13 protein-coding genes, 2 pseudogenes and 1 CRISPR repeat array are annotated in these 14,966 nt (G+C 64.4%); of the genes and pseudogenes, 4 read left to right on the top strand and 11 right to left on the bottom strand.

What is annotated here, in order from left to right:
• Together EET03_RS08910 and mntR are read left to right on the top strand one after the other, a co-directional pair.
• Window positions 1-200: pseudogene (locus EET03_RS08910) on the top strand (IS607 family element RNA-guided endonuclease TnpB); the annotation flags it as partial.
• Complete coding sequence (gene mntR, locus EET03_RS08905; RefSeq protein ID WP_063469179.1) at window positions 197-913, top strand: manganese-binding transcriptional regulator MntR; 717 nt, start codon at window positions 197-199, stop codon at window positions 911-913. The pseudogene EET03_RS08910 and the gene mntR, both read left to right, overlap by 4 nt.
• Window positions 914-948: 35 nt before the next feature.
• On the opposite strand, the gene EET03_RS08900 is transcribed toward mntR, so the two are convergent.
• The 9 genes and pseudogenes from EET03_RS08900 to EET03_RS08855 all read right to left on the bottom strand — a co-directional run bounded on the left by EET03_RS08900 (window position 949) and on the right by EET03_RS08855 (window position 9,319).
• Window positions 949-2,193, bottom strand: a complete 1,245-nt coding sequence (locus tag EET03_RS08900; RefSeq protein ID WP_075543686.1) for an acyl-CoA dehydrogenase family protein — start codon at window positions 2,191-2,193, stop codon at window positions 949-951.
• 12 nt (window positions 2,194-2,205) lie between these two features.
• A complete protein-coding gene (locus EET03_RS08895; protein WP_075543685.1) occupies window positions 2,206-3,408 on the bottom strand; it encodes a lipid-transfer protein in 1,203 nt (400 codons plus the stop codon).
• Between the two features lie 98 nt (window positions 3,409-3,506).
• The gene (truB, locus tag EET03_RS08890; protein ID WP_099194081.1) at window positions 3,507-4,400 is read right to left on the bottom strand and encodes a tRNA pseudouridine(55) synthase TruB; all 894 of its coding nucleotides are present in this window, start codon (window positions 4,398-4,400) and stop codon (window positions 3,507-3,509) included.
• Window positions 4,397-5,080 carry a 4'-phosphopantetheinyl transferase PptT gene (gene pptT, locus EET03_RS08885; protein WP_099194080.1) on the bottom strand — a complete coding sequence of 228 codons (684 nt, stop codon included), beginning with the start codon at window positions 5,078-5,080 and terminating at the stop codon, window positions 4,397-4,399. The genes truB and pptT overlap by 4 nt, the downstream gene beginning before the upstream one ends.
• Complete coding sequence (locus EET03_RS08880) at window positions 5,077-6,045, bottom strand: metallophosphoesterase family protein (RefSeq protein ID WP_075543683.1); 969 nt, start codon at window positions 6,043-6,045, stop codon at window positions 5,077-5,079. The genes pptT and EET03_RS08880 overlap by 4 nt, the downstream gene beginning before the upstream one ends.
• A 48-nt stretch (window positions 6,046-6,093) precedes the next feature.
• Window positions 6,094-6,675 (bottom strand): LppA family lipoprotein, encoded by a 582-nt coding sequence (locus tag EET03_RS08875; protein WP_075543689.1) that lies wholly within the window; start codon window positions 6,673-6,675, stop codon window positions 6,094-6,096.
• 54 nt (window positions 6,676-6,729) lie between these two features.
• Window positions 6,730-7,293 carry an LppA family lipoprotein gene (locus EET03_RS08870; RefSeq protein ID WP_075543682.1) on the bottom strand — a complete coding sequence of 188 codons (564 nt, stop codon included), beginning with the start codon at window positions 7,291-7,293 and terminating at the stop codon, window positions 6,730-6,732.
• Window positions 7,293-8,989, bottom strand: a pseudogene (locus EET03_RS30755) (alpha/beta hydrolase family protein). The gene EET03_RS08870 and the pseudogene EET03_RS30755 overlap by 1 nt, the downstream one beginning before the upstream one ends.
• A gap of 3 nt (window positions 8,990-8,992) precedes the next feature.
• Window positions 8,993-9,319, bottom strand: a complete 327-nt coding sequence (locus EET03_RS08855) for a hypothetical protein (RefSeq protein ID WP_075543681.1) — start codon at window positions 9,317-9,319, stop codon at window positions 8,993-8,995.
• A 167-nt stretch (window positions 9,320-9,486) separates the two neighbouring features.
• Here EET03_RS08855 and EET03_RS08850 point away from each other — a divergent pair, with 167 nt between their 5' ends.
• Window positions 9,487-10,068, top strand: coding sequence for a DUF3558 domain-containing protein (locus tag EET03_RS08850; protein WP_075543680.1), 582 nt, complete (start codon window positions 9,487-9,489; stop codon window positions 10,066-10,068).
• Between the two features lie 10 nt (window positions 10,069-10,078).
• The gene (locus EET03_RS08845; RefSeq protein WP_075543679.1) at window positions 10,079-11,770 is read left to right on the top strand and encodes a CocE/NonD family hydrolase; all 1,692 of its coding nucleotides are present in this window, start codon (window positions 10,079-10,081) and stop codon (window positions 11,768-11,770) included.
• Window positions 11,771-11,814: 44 nt separating this feature from the next.
• A CRISPR array of direct repeats spans window positions 11,815-12,868; the repeat unit is 36 nt; unit sequence GCCTCAATGGTGTCCGGCCAAAATGACCGGAATAAC.
• A 170-nt stretch (window positions 12,869-13,038) separates the two neighbouring features.
• On the opposite strand, the gene cas2 is transcribed toward EET03_RS08845, so the two are convergent.
• Together cas2 and EET03_RS08835 are read right to left on the bottom strand one after the other, a co-directional pair.
• Window positions 13,039-13,326, bottom strand: coding sequence for a CRISPR-associated endonuclease Cas2 (cas2, locus tag EET03_RS08840; protein ID WP_075543678.1), 288 nt, complete (start codon window positions 13,324-13,326; stop codon window positions 13,039-13,041).
• The gene (locus EET03_RS08835; protein WP_075543677.1) at window positions 13,323-14,963 is read right to left on the bottom strand and encodes a CRISPR-associated endonuclease Cas4/Cas1; all 1,641 of its coding nucleotides are present in this window, start codon (window positions 14,961-14,963) and stop codon (window positions 13,323-13,325) included. The genes cas2 and EET03_RS08835 overlap by 4 nt, the downstream gene beginning before the upstream one ends.
• Window positions 14,964-14,966: the final 3 nt, after the last annotated feature.

Raw genomic sequence — 14,966 nt, 5'->3', positions numbered from 1 at the left:
CACACCAACGTGATGACAACGCCGCGATCAACCTCGCACGCTACGAGGACACCATTAGCGTCGTCGGCCCAGTTGGGGCCGCCGTCAAGCGTGGAGCCGACCGTAAGACCGGGCCTGGCCCGGCCGGCGGCTGTGAAGCGCGGAAGGGACGCAGCCGCAAGGCTGCCGAACAACCCCGAAATGGGGTGCGAGTCGCGTGACCACTAAAGATCACTCACTCGCAACGGCTGACGAAGAGCCTGGCGGTCTTACCGCGGTTGCCCAGGACTACCTGAAGGTGATTTGGAAGGCCCAGGAGTGGTCGTTGGAAAAGGTCAGCACCAAGATGCTGGCCGAGAAGATCGGGGTCTCGGCCAGCACCGCCTCGGAGTCGATCCGCAGACTCGCTGAGCAGGGTCTGGTCGACCACGAAAAGTACGGCGCGGTGACGTTGACCGAAGCCGGCCGCCGCGCGGCGCTGGCGATGGTGCGCCGACACCGGCTTCTGGAAACGTTCCTGGTCAATGAACTTGGCTACGGCTGGGACGAAGTGCACGACGAGGCCGAGGTGCTCGAACACGCCGTATCTGATCGGCTGGTGGCCCGGATCGACGCCAAGCTGGGCTTTCCGCAGCGCGATCCGCACGGCGACCCGATTCCGGCCTCCGACGGGCAAGTGCCCACGCCGCCGGCCCGGCAATTGTGGGAGTGTCGCGACGGCGACACCGGCACGGTGGCCCGCATTTCCGATGCCGACCCAGAAATGCTGCGGTACTTCGACAGCGTCGGAATCAACCTGGACTCCCGGCTGCGGGTGGTAACGCGGCGCGAATTCGCCGGCATGATCTCGGTGGCGATCGAGTCGGGCGACGGCGCACCGACGCCTGTCGACTTGGGCAGCCCGGCGGCACGAGCGATCTGGGTGGTGGCCTAACGCGATCGCGGGTGCGGCGCGACAGGCCCTGCGGCTCAGGCCAGCAGGCCCTTGGCGATATGAGTCACCTGAACCTCGTTGCTGCCGGCGTAGATCATCAGTGACTTCGCGTCGCGGGCAAGCTGTTCCACCCGATACTCGGCCATATAGCCGTTGCCGCCGAACAACTGCACGGCTTCCATCGCGACATCGGTGGCGGCCTCCGAAGAATAGAGCTTGATCGCCGACGCCTCGGCCAGCGACGGGAGCTTTTCGGCCTTGAGCCGTTCCAGAATCTGAAACACCATGTTCTGCACGTTGATTCGAGCAATTTCCATCTTGGCAAGCTTGAGCTGGATCAGCTGGAACTGCCCGATGTTCTTGCCCCAGAGGGTGCGGGTCTTCGCGTACGCCACACACAGCCGGTGACATTCGTTGATGATCCCCAGCGCCATCAGCGCAACCCCGAGGCGTTCCGCGGCGAAATTGGCCCGGGCGCTGTCGCGCCCGTCGCCGTCGGTGTGCTGTTCCTTCTCCCCCAGCAGACGGTCCGGAGTCAGTCGCACGTTGTCGAAGAAAAGTTCGCCGGTCGGCGACGACATCATGCCCATCTTCTTGAACGGCTTGCCCTGCGTCAGGCCCGGCATTCCGGCATCCAAAACGAAAGTGAGGACGGGCCGATTGCGCCGGTCCGAATCGGAGCCGCCAGCGGTGCCGTCGTCCAGTTTCGCGTAGACCACCAGCACGTCCGCGTCTGGACCATTGGTGATGAATGTCTTCTGCCCGTTGAGAATGTAGTCCGCACCGTCGCGTTTGACGTGGGTTTTCATGCCGCCGAACGCATCCGAGCCCGAGTCCGGCTCGGTGATTGCCCACGCCGCAATCTTTTCCAGCGTCATCAACTCGGGCAGCCAGCGCTCCTTCTGGGCCAGCGTGCCGTGGCTCATGATGGTCGCCGCGCCCAGCCCGATGCTGACCGCGACCGTGCTGATCAATCCGATGCTCACCCCGGCGAGTTCGGACACCATGACCGCGGCCATCGATGCCTGAGCACCGAAACGTCCTGAACCGCTGGCGCTTTCACCATCCGCATGCTGCTCAGCCCGTTCCCGGTCCAGCATCGACTTGACCGATTCAGCGGCCAGCACGTCGAGGCCGAACTGGTTGAACAGCTTGCGCACGATCGGATATGGCGACAGCGCACCGGTTTCCAGTTCGTCCAATTTCGGACGGATCTCTTTGTCGATGAATTGGCGAACCGCGTCGCGCATCATCAGATCGGTCTGCGACCACTCGATCACGGCGCGCCCGTTTCAACGCTCGGCGCGCTGGTAGGCGGTGACGACGGCGGCGCCGCCCAGCCCGATGTTGTGTTGCAGCGCCGCGGTCACATTGTCGACCTGCCGCTTGTCTGCGGTGCCGCGCAGCTGCCAGGTCAGTTCGGAGCACTGAGCTAATCCGGTCGCGCCCAGCGGATGGCCCTTGGAGATCAGGCCGCCGGACGGGTTGACCACCCAGCGTCCGCCATAGGTGGTGTCGCCGTTGTCGATCAGCTTGGGCGCCTCGCCCGGGCCGCACAGGCCCAGCGCCTCGTACAGCAAGAGTTCGTTGGCCGAGAAGCAGTCGTGTAGCTCGATCACCTGGAAGTCCTCGGGCCCGAGTCCCGATTGTTGGTAAACGCGCTGTGCCGCTTGGACATTCATGTCGTAGCCGATGAGGTTCTTGGCGCTGCCGTCGAAGGTCGAGGCGAAGTCGGTCGTCATGGCCTGACCGACGATCTCCACGGCCTGGCCGGCCAGTCCGTGGCTGTCGACGAACGACTCCGAGGCCAGGATCGCTGCGGCCGAACCATCGGAGGTCGGCGAGCACTGCAGCTTGGTGAGCGGGTCGGAGATCATCCGCGACGCCAGGATGTCGTCGAGCGTGTAAGACTCCTGGAACTGCGCATACGGGTTGTTCACCGAATGCTTGTGATTCTTGTAGCCGATCTTGGCGAAATGCTCGGCCGTGGTGCCGTACTGCCTCATGTGCTCGCGGCCGGCCGCCCCGAACATCCACGGCGCGACGGGCATCGCGAACTCGTCGATCGCGGCCAGCGCCTTGACGTGTCTGGCCATCGGGGATTCGCGGTCTTGCGCGCCACCGCTGAGCGAGCCGGGTTGCATCTTTTCGAAGCCGAGCGCGATTGTGCAGTCGGCGATCCCGCCGCGGATCGCCTGCGCCGCCAGGAACAGGGCCGTCGAGCCGGTTGAGCAGTTGTTGTTGACGTTGACGATCGGAATCCCGGTCATGCCCAGCTCGTAGAGCGCTCGCTGCCCGGACGTCGAATCGCCGGCGACGTAACCGACGTAGCCCTGCTCGACGTCGTTGTAGTCGACGCCGGCATCGCGCAGCGCGTTGGTGCCCGATTCCCGCGCCATGTCGGGATAGTCCCAGCCTTCGCGGCGGCCGGGCTTTTCGAACTTGGTCATGCCAACGCCGATGACAAAAACCTTGTTAGGAACCTTGGGAGACATGCACGCCCCTTCTATCCGAGCAGCGGCCGCTCGGCGAGCGCCGTTGGCCTGCCCCCAGTGTGCAACCTGGCTGCCGACGGACGACCGCCCGGGTGCCCTTACAGCGTTGCCGGACGAATCACGACCAGGGATTTAGTCCGCGGACCGTCGTCGCGCAGCAGCGCAATCACCCGCCCGTCGAAGTCGGTGGCAGCGTATGTGCCGTCGATGCCGGCTGGCGCAAGCGGCCGGCCGTTGGCGGCGGCCTCGGCCTCCTCGGCGGTGAGGTCGCGGCGCGGATACATCAGCAGACACGCTTCGTCGAGGCTCAGGCTCAGCCGCGGACGCTGCGCCAACTCGTCAAGCGAGCACGCCTGCTCCAGGCCGAAGCGACCCACCCGGGTGCGCCGCAACGATGTCAGGTGGCCGCCCACCCGAAGGGCATCACCGAGATCACGGGCCAACGCGCGAATGTAGGTTCCCGACGAGCAGTCGACCTCCACGTCGAGGTCGACCACGCCGTCAACGGTGCGCCGCGCGGTCACATCGAACCGGTCAATACGTACCGGGCGCGCCTCGAGCTCAACCGAATGGCCCTGGCGGGCGAGCTGGTAGGCACGACGGCCACCGATCTTGATAGCGCTGACCGTCGACGGCACCTGGGTGATGTCGCCGCGGAACTTGGAGATCGTGGCGGTGATCTGCTCATCCGTGACGTGTGCGGCCGAAACAGATTGCAGCAGTTCGCCTTCGGCGTCGTCGGTGGACGTGGTCTGCCCCAGCCGGATGGTGGCGGCATACGACTTCGAGGTCGCGGTGAGCAGGCCGAGGATCTTGGTGGCGCGGTCGATCCCGATCACCAGCACGCCGGTGGCCATCGGGTCCAGTGTCCCCGCATGCCCGACCCTGCGGGTAGCGAAGCTGCGGCGGCACCGCCCCACCACGTCGTGACTGGTCATTCCGGCCGGCTTGTCGACAACCACAAGGCCCGGCCCGGTGCGACTTTGGCTCATAGCACGATAGCGGTCAGCACCAGGCCACGCTCGACCGACCATCGACCGCGCAGCCTCGTCAGCGGCGGACCAGACAGAGCCGACGGGTCGATCAGGATGCGCGACGTGAAGCGGCCGGTCAAGCCGGAGGGGTCGGCGTCGAAGGTGATGTGCGCGTCCTCGAAACCCAACCACCTCTCGGTCAGCGGGAACCACGCTTTGTAGGTTGCCTCCTTGGCGCAGAACAGGATTCGGTCCCAGTGCAGCTCGTCCGGCATGCTGCGCGGTAGCTCGACGCGCTCGGCCGGCAGGCTGATCGCGTCCAGCACGCCGTTGGGCAACACGTCATGCGGTTCGGCGTCGATGCCCACCGAACGCACCGCGGAGCTGCGCCCCACCACCGCACCCCGATAGCCGGCGCAGTGGGTCAGACTGCCGACAACACCGTCGGGCCAGCAGGGTTGTCCTTTGTCGCCCTTGAGGATCGGTACCGGTGGCACGCCGAGCTCACGCAGCGCGACGCGGGCGCAGTGGCGGGCGGTGATGAACTCGTTGCGCCGCTTGTCCACCGACTTGGCAATCAACGGCTCCTCGTCCGGCAGCGGCGCCAGACCGGGCGGGTCGGAATACATCTCGGCATACGCCAGATCCTCGATCACCGTGCCGGCCAACACCGACGACACCAGCATGCTCGTGGTCACCGCCGTAATTGCCGCTGCCGCAATCTTTCCCGGAACTGAGCGGCTTGGGCACGCATCTCGGGAGTGATGACAAAGTGACCGCCGAAGTCGTTGAGATAACCCGGCGCGTACTGCGGGTCGGGCAGGACTTGGCGCAGCCAACTGTATGGCTTGCGACGGCGCCACTCCCGCGGGTAGCCCACCGACACCTCTTCGAAGCGCACCTCGTCGTGCCAGGTGGTGCGGGGAATGTGGAGATGGCCGTATACCGAGCACACGGCGTTGTAGCGGGTGTGCCAGTCGGCGGTCTTGGTGGTTCCGCACCACAGCGAGAATTCCGGGTAGAACAGCGCCTCGCAGGGTTCGCGCACCAGGGGAAAGTGGTTCACCAGCACGGTCGGCTGCATCCAGTCGAGCTGTTCCAGACGTGCGCGGGTGCTGGCGACCCGTTCGTGGCACCAGGCAGTCCGGGTGGAGTACGGCTCGGGTGAGAGCAGGAATTCGTCGGTAGCCACCACATTGCGTTGCTTCGCAATGGCCATGCCCTCGGCTTTGCTGGTCGCGCCGTGCGGCAGGAAGGAGTAGTCGTACAGCAGGAACATCGGGACGATGGTGGCCGGGCCGCCACGTTCGGTCCACACCGCAAACGGGTGCTCGGGGGTCACGACGCCCAATTCGTCGCACATATTGACCAGGTAGTCGTAGCGCGCCTTGCCGAAGATCTGCATGGGGTCGCGGTTGGTGGTCCACAGCTCGTGGTTGCCGGGCACCCAGATCACCTTGGCGAATCGGCGCCGCAGCAGGTCCAGCGTCCAGCGGATCTCGTCGGTTCGTTCGGCAACATCACCGGCGACGATCAGCCAGTCGTCCGGCGACGACGGGTGCAGCGACTCGGCGACGGGCTTGTTGCCCAGGTGACCGGTGTGCAGGTCAGAAACAGCCCACAGCGTCGGCTGTCCCCCGCCGGTCGACTCGTGCCGTGTCACGATTAACCACCCTAACGATTCGGCGAGGTGCAGACGAATTGTTCCTCGTCACACGCTTTGCTGCGGCGCGCTATGGGTTGGCGAGGGTTTCGGAGTGTCGGTTTGGCTGATCCGGCAGTCCGATTGTGCGGTGAGGGATGAAGCGACCTGGGTGCCGAGCTTGAATATGCCGCCAGCACCGGAAACGTATATGTCGTGGTCACCCGGCTTGTCTTTCATGACACCGAAGTTGTTTGCGCCGAATTGTTTTGCCCCGTCCTTGACGATTTGCACAGCCTGCGGCCACTTGTCGTCGGGAATTGGTCCACTGAATCCGACCATGAAATACGCCGCTTTGGCCCTGGTCCATTCGTAGTCGCCACCACACCCCGTCCAGCTGTCCTCATCCATCGACCAAGTCAATCCCGGCACCCGGGCCGTTATCGCGTTGGCCATCTGGGTGACCGCGGCCCGGTACTGCTCCTTAGCGGCCTCCAGCGAAGGCTTGGCGCGGAGCGGGTTCTCCAGTTCGGCGACTCTTTCCGGGCTCAACGGTCCCTCCTCGCCGCTGCCGGTCCCATGAGCGCTGCGACCGCAGCCCAGCACGACCACGCAAACGAGGGCCAGCAGCCACGCCATCGGCCAGCGCAAGTTCGGAGCCTGCATCACCACGCGTTGCTTGTCACTTGGACGGTGCCAAAACTGCTACGGGCTCGGAGACGGTTTCGGCGTATCGGTTTCGCTGATCCGGCAGTCCGACTGCCCCGTGAGGACCGCCGCCTTCTGAGTTGACAGTTTGAACTCGACACCGCCATGGCCGGAGATGTAGACGTCATGATCGCTGGGCTTGTTTTTCATCACGCCGAAGTTGGTGGCACCGAATTGTTGACCGCCGTCCTTGACGATCTGCACGGCCTGCAGCCACCTCTCGTCGGGGATCGGCCCACTGAAAACGATCATGAAATACGCAGCCTTTCCTCTGGTCCATTCGTAGGCCCCACCACACCCAGTCCAGGTGTCCATATCCGTTCGCCACGTCAACCCGGGTATCAGCGCGGTGATGGCGTTGGCCATTTGGGTCACCACCGCCCGGTACTCGTCTTTGGCGGCCTCCAGCGGAGGTTTAGCGCGCAGTCCGTCCTCTAATTCGGCGACCTTTTCCGGGCTCAACGGGCCCTCCTCTCCACTACCGGTCCCATGACCGCTGCGACCGCAGCCGAGCACCACCACGCAAACCACGGCGAGTAGCCAGGCAATAGGCCAGCGCATCAATGCCTCCCTCCGGGTGCGGGGCCCGGTGCCGCGGGCATGCCACCACCCAAAATGGGTGGCAGCAGCGGAGCCTCCACCTTGTTGTCCGGCAGCCCAGCAGCGATTGCGGCCAGGTTATAGCCGGACATCCGCAGCTGCGGCTGGCCGGCGGCATCTTGGAAGACCCGGGGATAGTCGCCATGGGCATACACCCCATCACGCCAAATGCCGCCCGGATCAAAACCCGCCTGTGACGACAGCTCCGTCAACCCAGGGGTCAGATAGGGGTCCGGGCCCCAGCCATGCAGCGGCGCGACCGGGGCCACCAGACTGGTAATGAGGTCGTGCGGAGCCTGCATGACATAGGCCTGCCCGTGATCCAGCCCGAGTTGCGTCGGACTGTACAGTTCCAGGCCGGGTGAGCCGTAGAACACCACATCGTTGACGGGATGGGCACCGTGAGCATTGAGGTCCTGCAACGCCAGCGACGCCGTTAACGACCCGTACGAGTGCCCCAAAACCGTCAGGTGGCCACCGGGATTATTGGCCCGAACCTGCTGTAAGTACCTTGACAAGTCTGCCGCGCCCGCTCGTGCCTGCTCGTCGGTCATGGTCTGCCACAGGTCTCCCGCACTCCCGGTGTCAAGCGGGTTACGAGGCGGGTTGTAGCCCATCCAGGCGATCGTGGCAACTGAGGCGGGCTTGCCGGCAGCATTGAGTTGCCGGATTTCCTCCGATCGTAGGTTGCGGGCTTCACTGACCATGCCGGGCAAGGTGCCCTTCAGCGTGGAGCCCACACCGGGCACGGTCACCGACACATTGGCCGCCGTATCCGGATTGCCGACGGCCACGGCCGCCAGCACCTGCTGGTGTGGGTCCTCGGGAAGCTGCAGCTGGGCCAGGTAGGTCTCCGGCGCTCGGCTCAGCGCCTGGTCGACGGCGTCAAGGTCGCCCAGCCGTCCTTTGGCAGCGGACAACTGATCGTTGAGGGCTGCAAGTTGGCCCAATACATCGCTGTTCAGGATGCCGTTGTTGTAGTCCCTGGCCGCCTGTGCGCCTGGCCCGCAAGTTCGTCGTACCGCCCCTGCAACTGCCCGATGCGAGCCCGCAGCTTAGCGCGCTCCTCGCGCAGCCGCTCTTCGTTGGCATCGCTGGCGAGCTGTGTCGGTGTCAGCCCTTCGGGGCCGACCGGCGGGCCGGAATCAGCCGGGATGGGCACATCACCGTCGGCCATGTTGACCGCTGATGCCAATTCCTCATCGACGGCATTGGCCTCAACCACAATCGCATCCAGATCAGCCTGCAGCTCCGCCTGCTTGGCGAGCATCCGTGCCCACTCGGCCTCGGTGTATCGCAGCCCGGGGACCGGCACCACCTTGTTGGTGAGCGCGTCGACCGTCAGCTCGGCGGCCGCGGCGGCCTTGCGGAGTGCGGCCAAGTCGGATTGGACCTTCACAATGCCGTCAGCGGCCCTATCGGCCGCTCGGGCAACTGCCAATGCTTCGTAACCGTGGGCGTCAAGGTCTCGGCGAAGTCCCGCGTTTTGGTGTGCCGCCGCCTCGGCGGTCTTGCCCCCGGAATTCGCGAAAATCGACAGCGTCGCCAACTGCCGCGACGTTTCGAACGTCACCTCTGCTCGGGCCTTGGCCGCGTGAAACACCTCCCGGACCGCTTGGGCATTCCAGCGATCGATATCGGCCACCGTCAACGACACTGATCACGCCTGACGCCCGGTGGCCTTGCCGCCGGCGGAAACACCAATTTGGGCCAGCGCCCGTGCGCGCGCCTCTTCCGCCGCCGCGTGATAAACCGCGGCCTCGTGCAGACCGCGTGCGTGATCACCGATCCTGGTCAGCAGTGCCCTCGACGCTTCCCACCAGTCGCCCATCTTGGCGTTGAGCGCCGTCGCTGAGGCGCCCTGCCAGCCGACCTGCGCAGCCTGGAGCCGGTAGTCGGACGACAAATGCCCGGCTGCCAGGCCCTCGCCGTGCGCGGTCACCTGCGCCGCCGAGCACATCCACTGCTCCGGACTGATCTGAAACACGCCTACCTCCTCGCTCCGAACGGCTCCGTCAAACCTCAGCGGCTCCTACTGCTGGGCAGACAAGCATGACAAGGAGCCCGCGTGACAACAAGTCGACTAACCCCTGTGCCGGCGCGGAGGCGACTTGTACACTCCCGGCAAAGGGACCGCCAAGGGCAGGGGGTGTCGTGTTCGCCAAGGTGCGTCTGGCTTCAGCGGTTGGTGCGCTGGTCGCAGCGGCCATCGGGGGCACTGTGGGCTGGCAGGGCGGCTCCCCTATGCCGGCCGACGGCAAGGTCGAGTTGCGGTCAACCGCAGAACCGATGTCGACCACGATGAAGAGCCCCATCGTGGCAACCACCGACCCGAGCCCGTTCGACCCGTGCAACGACATTCCCTTCGACGCAGTCCAGCGCCTCGGCTTGGCCTACACACCGCCGGAAGCCGAAGAAGGGTTGCGGTGTCACTACGACGCGGGCAACTACCAGCTTGCCGTCGAGCCCATCACCTGGCGCAGCTACGCCCAGACTCTGCCGGCGGACGCCATCGAGACCACGATCGCCGGCCACCGGGCCGCGCAGTACTGGGTGCTGAAGCCGACCTACCACAACAGCTTCTGGTACTCCTCCTGCATGGTGACCTTCAAGACCAGCTACGGAGTGATCCAGCAGTCGCTGTTCTACTCCACGGTCTACTCCGAGCCCGACGTCGACTGTCCCTCCACCAACCTGCAACGGGCCAACGATCTGGCCCCGTACTACAAGTTCTAGGTCGCGCACCGTGAGCACCACCTCGCCACGGTCCGAGCAGCGCGGCCCGAGCAGGCGAGGCGGCCGCGTCGTCCCGGGAGCGGTTGGTGCGCTGCTGCGTCTGCCCCGCGCGACCACGCGCTACACCGTGACCCGGGTGCACGTCCCCATGCGCGACGGGATTCACCTGGTCGCCGATCACTACGCGCCCACCACGTCCGAACCCGTCGGCACGCTGCTGGTCCGCGGCCCCTACGGGCGGGGCTTCCCGTTTTCTTTGGTGTTCGCCGGGCTCTATGCCGCGCGCGGCTATCACGTGGTGTTGCAAAGCGTGCGCGGAACTTTCGGGTCGGCCGGCGAATTCGAACCGATGGCCAACGAAGCGGCCGACGGCGCCGACACCGTCGAGTGGTTGCGGCGCCAACCGTGGTTCACCGGCCGGTTCGGCACCGTCGGACTGTCCTACCTGGGCTTCACCCAGTGGGCGCTGCTGCACGATCCGCCGCCGGAGCTGGCCGCGGCCGTCATCACCGTGGGGCCACACGATTTCCGGGCCTCGGTGTGGAGCACCGGATCGTTTGCCGTCAACGATTTCTTGGGCTGGAGCTATCTGGTTTCGCGTCAAGAAGAATCAGGGCCGCTGCGAGGCGCGATTCGCCAGCTGCGGGCGCCGCGCAAGGTGAAACGTGCCATCTCTGGGTTGCCGATGAACTCGGCGACCCGGACACTGCTCGGCGAGGGCGCGCCCTGGTTCGAATCCTGGGTAGAAATCGCCGACCATGATCATCCCTTCTGGGAATCACGGCGTTACCCTGCCGCGTTGGACCGCGTCGAGGTTCCGGTCCTGCTGCTGACCGGGTGGCAGGACATCTTCCTGGACCAGACGCTGCACCAGTATCAGCAGCTGCGCGACCGAGGCGTCGAGGTGGCGCTGACAGTCGGTCCGTGGACCCATACCCAAACGATGAGCAAAGGCCTGGCCACCTGCGCTCGGGAGTCGTTGGACTGGTTGGACGCCCACGTGGGCAACGCGCCCGCCCCGCGTCGCCCGGCTGCCGTCCGGGTCTTCGTGAACCGCCACGGCTGGCGCTCCCTGCCCCAGTGGCCGCCGGCCACCACCGAACGGGTGCTGTACCTGCAGCCGAACGGCCGCCTCGACGAGACGGCGCCGCCGGCCGGCGCGCCACCGGCGACTTTCCGCTTCGATCCGACCGATCCGACCCCCATCACGGGCGGTCCGCTGCTGTCGAAGGGCGGCTACCGCAACGACAGCCGGCTCGCGCGCCGCTACGACGTGCTCTGCTTCACCGGCGCCGCTCTTGCCCACGATCTGTACGTCTACGGAAGCCCCGTCGTCGAATTGACGCACTCCTCTGACAACCCGAACGTCGACGTCTTCGTCCGGGTCAGCGAGGTCGACGCCAAGGGCCGATCACGCAATGTGAGTGACGGCTACCGTCGGCTCGGGGACGCGCCGGAGACGGTCCGCGTCGAGCTCGACGCCGTCGCCCACCGGTTCAAAGCCGGCTCGCGTATCCGTGTCCTGATCGCCGGCAGCTGGTTTCCTCGCTACGCACCCAACCTCGGCACTGGAGAACCGGCGCTGACCGGCCAGCAGACCAAGCCGGTGACGCATTCGGTGCATTTCGGCAATTCCCGGCTGTTGCTTCCCGCCGGCCCGTCAGCCGACCGCGTCGCGAACCCTGGCGGCAACCTCGGCTAGCACCGCGTCGTCATGCACCGGTGTCGCCAGACTCGGCGCAGCATGCGTCGATCGTGTCCGGTCACTATGACCGGAATAACCGGCGGCGGCTACCGCAGGGTGAACTGCCCAAAACCCCTCAATGGTGTCCGGCCAAAATGACCGGAATAACGCGCCGTCGGATATCCATGCGTCAATCGCTGCCGCGCCTCAATGGTGTCCGGCCAAAATGACCGGAATAACCTGCAGATCGTCGATACATCAGAGGTCATATCGGCCATCGCCTCAATGGTGTCCGGCCAAAATGACCGGAATAACCCGGCGACCAGTGGTGGATCTTGCCCTCGAACTGGATGCCTCAATGGTGTCCGGCCAAAATGACCGGAATAACCGGGACGGCAAGCCGTGAACCCACATCGCGTCCGGATACGCCTCAATGGTGTCCGGCCAAAATGACCGGAATAACAAGCACTTATACACCGTCGCAAGCACACGACTACAAGCCTCAATGGTGTCCGGCCAAAATGACCGGAATAACCTGCAATCCCTTGGTGTTATTGGGCCGATAAATAAGAGCCTCAATGGTGTCCGGCCAAAATGACCGGAATAACGCGCGAATAACTCCCCTTGCCCGAGGCCGGGCAGGCCGCCTCAATGGTGTCCGGCCAAAATGACCGGAATAACAACGGCCCCGACGCCGACCCATTTGGAAACCGTATCGCCTCAATGGTGTCCGGCCAAAATGACCGGAATAACAGCGCAGGGTGAGTTGGTCGTCGGCCGGCCCCACCGGGCCTCAATGGTGTCCGGCCAAAATGACCGGAATAACAAGCGGGCCCGACTCAACCAGTTGGAGCACACCGCGCCTCAATGGTGTCCGGCCAAAATGACCGGAATAACTCACATGCCCCGACACGGGATGCTTCCCGACGACCGGAGCCTCAATGGTGTCCGGCCAAAATGACCGGAATAACCACACAACCGCGCATTCCATGCCGGTCATATATCTCGCCTCAATGGTGTCCGGCCAAAATGACCGGAATAACGTGCTCCTGTTCAGCCCGGATGCCGTCGAACGTCAACGCCTCAATGGTGTCCGGCCAAAATGACCGGAATAACGGCTCGGTCAATTAGAGCCCCTTGACCTGGCATGATACACGGCACCGCGAGCAGTCGCGATTCATGCGACTGCTATCCGCTTGCCAATGATGTGTGGCATTCACCGTAACGCGTCCTACCTGCGAACGAGCGCCTCCTCGGATCCCGCCGGTCATATCACCGCTCGCAATTCATACGATCTGCGGTCCATCCGCAGGCATGCGGCGACCACGACCGATCTGTCGTATCGCAACAGGCGAGAACGTGGGGCCGAGGTCGATTCGGACGACACTGTCGTGAACGAGATGCATCACAGCGGTCACCGCGGCTTCGAGTTCCGCTAGTTCGGCGACACTGAGGTCGCACAGGAACACCGAATATTGCAGACGCTCACCGTGATCCTTCATCAGGGTGCACACACGGCGTAGCCGCTTAGGATCGGCGATGTCGTATGCCATCAAGTAGCGACGCCGTGTCATCTCGTCACCATGGGAATGTACTCAGGAAGCTCGCCGACAAGCACAGCCGCCAAGATCCGCGCCTGAACGTCGAGCACTCGTCTATAGCTGACCTGATAACCGAATACCGGATGTCTGATCTTGGTCTCGAGGCGACGCTCATACGCTTTCAGCACCGTTTTTCTTCCCTGGCCAGTCAGCGCAACGGCGCCCGCCCGCCTGATGAAGTCACGCGGCCCTATCTCTCCGTTGTTCAGTACGCCAACGACCACCGAGTCAGCGATCAAGGGGCGAAACTCCTCAGCGAGATCGAGTGCAAGCGCAGGCCGTCCATATCTGGATCGATGGAACACGCCGAGATATGGATCCAGACCAACACCTACGATGACGGCGACCAGGTCCTTGGTCAGCATCGAGTAGCAGAACGACAGCAGCGCATTGAGGGGATCTGGCGGCGGCCGGCGGTTCCGCCCAAGCACCGAGAACTGGGCAGCGAACTCGGCACAAGGATTCGATAGCATCTTGGCAAACTCAGAAAAGTAGAGCCGGGCAGCCGTGCCCTCAATGCCGAGAAGGCCTGCAAAATCGCCACATTCGCGCGCGCTGGACGAAAGCTGTTTGAGTGCCGCCACTGTCGTCGCGACGTCGCCACGAGCGTTACGACGCAGCAAAGTACGACAATTCGCGATCTTGCCAGCAATCATGCGCTGCGCCAAGCCGTTTCCACCCTGCGCATGCGCAGCGGTTTGCCGTCGCCGAACCTCGACGTATCTGGAAATCTGGCCCACTGCGAACCCCTGCAACCAGCCGCCCGTGCTCATCCACAGCACTGGGATATCGCGGGCGAAGCATTCGTGAAGGGCCTGGGTGCTCACTTGGACCCGACCGAACACCACCAACTGCTGGACATCGATGAGCCGAAACGAGGCAATCTTTTCCTTGTCTCGTGTGACCTCGAGCCGTGCGCTATGTACGCCGACAAAGGAGCCCGGCTCCGTGACGTACACAGGCCGCTGGTCGGGGTCTCGTGGCACCAGCCGACGCGGTCGTTGTTCCTGACGGGCAAGCAGTGCATTTGTCTCGTCAGGCAGGCACAAGCCCACGAGCGAGCACCGTACGCACTTTGGACTGTTCACGAGTGGCAGCGGCGCTGCGGACTGCTGCGCTACCTTCCGGGCGGCGGCGACGATATTGGTAACCCGCGAGAGCCGCTCGGCGGTCAGCTCGACGCTTACACGTCGTCGCGGCGTCGCATAATAAAGTTCGGCGCGGTCGCTACGGTACCCGTTGTCGCGCAACACCATTCCCTGGATGCAAGCCTGCACCTCATCGCTGGGCCACGGTGTGCCGTCTGCTTGCGGCTCGCCCTTCTTGTAGTCGATCGGGACGACGCTGCCATCGATACCCTCGATCACGTCGATCTTGGCGATCACCCCGAGTTCCTGCGAACTGAGCATCACAGATCGCGCCGCAGTCAACTCGCCCTCCTCAGGCAACGGGGCGGCACCAGTCTCGGTGTCAACACGACGGTGTACCTGCTGGCCGATCCGAGTGTCATCGCTCTCGGCGAATCTCCCCTCGACCCATTCGAGATAGAAGAGCCTGGGGCAGTACACGAATTCGTTGATCATCCGTGCGGGCAAAAGGTCTTCGTCCATCGT

Origin of the sequence: Mycobacterium innocens, assembly GCF_900566055.1 — a bacterium.
Taxonomy (GTDB): Bacteria; Actinomycetota; Actinomycetes; order Mycobacteriales; family Mycobacteriaceae; genus Mycobacterium; species Mycobacterium innocens.
The sequence above is the reverse complement of the archived record's forward strand: the minus strand, read 5'-3'. Positions and strand labels throughout refer to the sequence as shown.